Genomic DNA, 3,199 nt, shown 5'->3' with positions numbered 1-3,199 from the left:
AATACAGGGGGTTTTTCTTCGGAAGAACTAAAAATTGTGGAAGCAAAAGCGTATGATATGGGTGTGAAATCTCATACAAATCAGAATATTTTAGATATTTATTACGATAAAGCCATAAAATACATGGTGTATGGAAATGTGTTAAAAAATAATACATATCCTTTATCGGTAAGTGCAGAGCGTGTTTTTCAAGCAATTGAAGTAGTTGAATACGCTAAAAAGATAAACGCAAAATACATTGCTCACGGAAGTACAGGAGCAGGAAATGATCAAGTGCGTTTTGATATGATTTTTCAAACCTTAGCACCAAATATTGAGATTATTACGCCTATTAGAGATTTAAAATTATCTAGACAAGAAGAAATTGAATATTTAGAAAAGCATGGTGTAGATTTTCCTTGGTCTAAAGCAAAATATTCTATTAATAAAGGGATTTGGGGTACAAGCGTTGGAGGTGTTGAAACGTTAACTTCACATAAACCTCTGCCAGAAGAAGCATATCCGAGTCAGTTGGAAAAAACTGAACCAACGGATATTAAATTATATTTTGAAAAAGGGGAAATAGTTGGTTTGAATGGTGAATTTGATACACCAGTTAATACAATATTGAAAATAGAGGACCTTGCTTCAAAGTACGCAATTGGAAGAGATATTCATGTAGGAGATACAATTGTTGGGATTAAAGGTAGAGTTGGGTTTGAAGCTGCTGCTGCAACGGTAATTATTAAAGCACATCATTTATTAGAAAAGCATGTGCTTTCTAAATGGCAGCAAAATTTAAAAGAAGGTTTAGGGAGTACATACGGAATGTTATTGCACGATGGACAATATTTTGAACCTGCAATGCGAGATATTGAAGCCTATTTAATAAATTCTCAAAAAACGGTAACAGGTGAAGTTTATGTTACGTTGAAACCGTATCATTTTAGTTTAAATGGAATTGAATCTAAACATGATTTAATGAAATCTAAATTTGGGGAATATGGAGAAACTAATAAAGCTTGGACTGCTGAAGATGCTAAAGGGTTTATCAAGATTTTAGGAACGGCAAATAAAATTTATCACAGTGTAAACTCAGAATTATGATTAAAGTAGGAATAGTTGGAGGAGCAGGTTATACAGCTGGTGAATTAATAAGGTTGTTGGTAAATCACTCGAAAGTTGAACTGGATTTTGTGTACAGTACTTCAAATGCAGGAAATTATATCTATCAAGTGCATCAAGATTTATTGGGATCTTTAGATTTGAAATTTACAAGTAAAATTAACCCAGAAGTTGATGTGCTATTTTTATGTTTAGGTCACGGAAATTCAACCGCCTTTTTAGAAAATAATTCGTTTTCTAAAAACACTAAAATTATAGATTTAAGCAACGATTTTAGATTAAAAGCTGATGCTGTTTTTCAAGGGAAAGAGTTTGTATATGGGCTTCCAGAACTTCAAAAAGAAAAAATTAAAACAGCCTCACATATTGCAAATCCAGGTTGTTTTGCAACCTCAATAGAGTTGGCATTATTACCACTAGCAAATGCAGGTTTGCTAAATAGTTCAGTACATATTAATGCAACTACAGGTGCTACAGGAGCTGGAGTTTCTCAGGGAGCAACAACACATTTTGCGTGGAGAGATAATAATTTTTCGGTATATAAAGCTTTTACACATCAGCATTTGGGTGAAATTGGAGAAAGTTTAAAGGGACTTCAAAATAATTTTATTAATGAATTATTTTTTATTCCAAACAGAGGAAATTTCAGTAGAGGAATTTTTACTTCCATCTACTTAAAATTCGATGAAAGTATTGAAAAAGCGTACCAATTATTTAAAGATTATTACAAAGAAGCTGTTTTTACACACCTATCTAAAACACCTATTCATTTAAAACAAGTGGTAAATACGAATAATTGTTTTTTGCATTTACAAAAGCACGAAGGAATGTTGTTAATTACTTCAGAAATAGATAATTTATTGAAGGGTGCTTCTGGGCAAGGAATTCAAAATATGAATTTAATGCTTGGTTTTGAAGAGACAGAAGGATTAAAATTAAAAGCTAATTCATTTTAGCTTTGTCATTCCCGTGAAAACAGGAATCTATAGTAGGTTGGTGCAGGATTACAACCTATACAGAATGACAAGTAATTAATAAAAGTAAACTAACACAAATGAAAATAGCAATTTTAGGTACAGGAAATTTAGGATATTCAATAGCTATTGGTATTTTATCTCAAGACAATTTTAAGTTCAAGAATTTATACTTGACAAAACGAAATACGGAATCTTTAGAATCTTGGAGTAAATTACTAAATGTTAAAATTTCAACCGAAAATAAAAGGGCAGTTCGTTTTTCTGATGTTATAATTATTGCGGTGCAACCAGTTCAATTGCAAGGTGTTTTAGAAGAAATTAAAGATGTAATAAATCCAAAAACACATACAGTAATTTCCGTTGTAACTGGTAGAAAAATAGCCGATATTGAAGCTGTTTTAGGAACCGAAGTTGCAATTGTAAGAAGCATGCCAAACACGGCTATTTCAGTGGGACAATCAATGACTTGTTTAAGTGCTAATTCAAGAGGTAAAAAGAATATAGAATTTGCAAAAACAATATTTAATTCTTTAGGCCAAACTATGTGTATTGAAGAAAATTTAATGCAAGCAGCAACTGTTATTTGTGCTAGTGGAATTGCTTTTTGGATGCGTTTAATTCGCGCAACTACACAAGGTGCCGTACAGCTTGGTTTTGACGCAGAAGAAGCGCAAGAATTGTCAATGCAAACTGCTTTAGGGGCTGCTAGTTTACTAATAAAATCTGGAAATCATCCAGAACAAGAAATAGATAAAGTAACCACACCAAGCGGTTGTACTATTGAAGGTTTAAACGAAATGGAACACCAAGGTTTAAGCGCTTCATTAATTAGAGGTTTGATAACTTCTTTCGAAAAAATTAATCAGATTTAAAAATTGAATTATGGAATTATTTGATGTCTATCCGTTGTACAATGTTACACCAGTAAAAGCTGAAGGCGCTTTTGTTTGGGATGAAAATGGAACAAAATATTTAGATTTATATGGAGGTCACGGAGTTATTTCTGTGGGACATACGCATCCAAAATATGTTCAATCTATAACCGAACAATTAAATAAAATTGGATTTTATTCTAACTCAATTCAGAATCCGTTGCAACAAGAATTAGCTGAAAAGTT

At 32.2% G+C, this 3,199-nt stretch carries 4 protein-coding genes; all 4 read left to right on the top strand.

Going from position 1 to position 3,199, the window contains the following annotated elements; all coding sequences use genetic code 11:
• Positions 1-1,086 (top strand): argininosuccinate synthase domain-containing protein (locus AB1Z17_RS04650; protein WP_368050630.1); only part of this gene is annotated, 1,086 nt, incomplete at its 5' end.
• On the top strand, positions 1,083-2,060 hold the full coding sequence (argC, locus tag AB1Z17_RS04645) for an N-acetyl-gamma-glutamyl-phosphate reductase (protein WP_368050629.1): 978 nt from the start codon (positions 1,083-1,085) through the stop codon (positions 2,058-2,060). The genes AB1Z17_RS04650 and argC, both read left to right, overlap by 4 nt.
• A 98-nt stretch (positions 2,061-2,158) precedes the next feature.
• On the top strand, positions 2,159-2,953 hold the full coding sequence (gene proC, locus AB1Z17_RS04640; RefSeq protein WP_368050628.1) for a pyrroline-5-carboxylate reductase: 795 nt from the start codon (positions 2,159-2,161) through the stop codon (positions 2,951-2,953).
• Positions 2,954-2,963: 10 nt separating this feature from the next.
• On the top strand, positions 2,964-3,199 hold a 236-nt coding region (locus AB1Z17_RS04635; protein WP_368050627.1), incomplete at its 3' end, for an aminotransferase class III-fold pyridoxal phosphate-dependent enzyme.

Origin of the sequence: Lutibacter sp. (assembly GCF_040883305.1) — a bacterium.
GTDB lineage: Bacteria > Bacteroidota > Bacteroidia > Flavobacteriales > Flavobacteriaceae > Lutibacter.
Note: the sequence above shows the minus strand (reverse complement) of the source record. Positions and strands in the feature narration are given on the sequence as shown.

Coding starts and splice junctions, on each gene's coding strand:
- proC (WP_368050628.1), top strand. CDS start 2,159: ATGAAAATAGCAATTTTAGGTACAGGAAATTTAGGATATTCAATAGCT.
- argC (WP_368050629.1), top strand. CDS start 1,083: ATGATTAAAGTAGGAATAGTTGGAGGAGCAGGTTATACAGCTGGTGAA.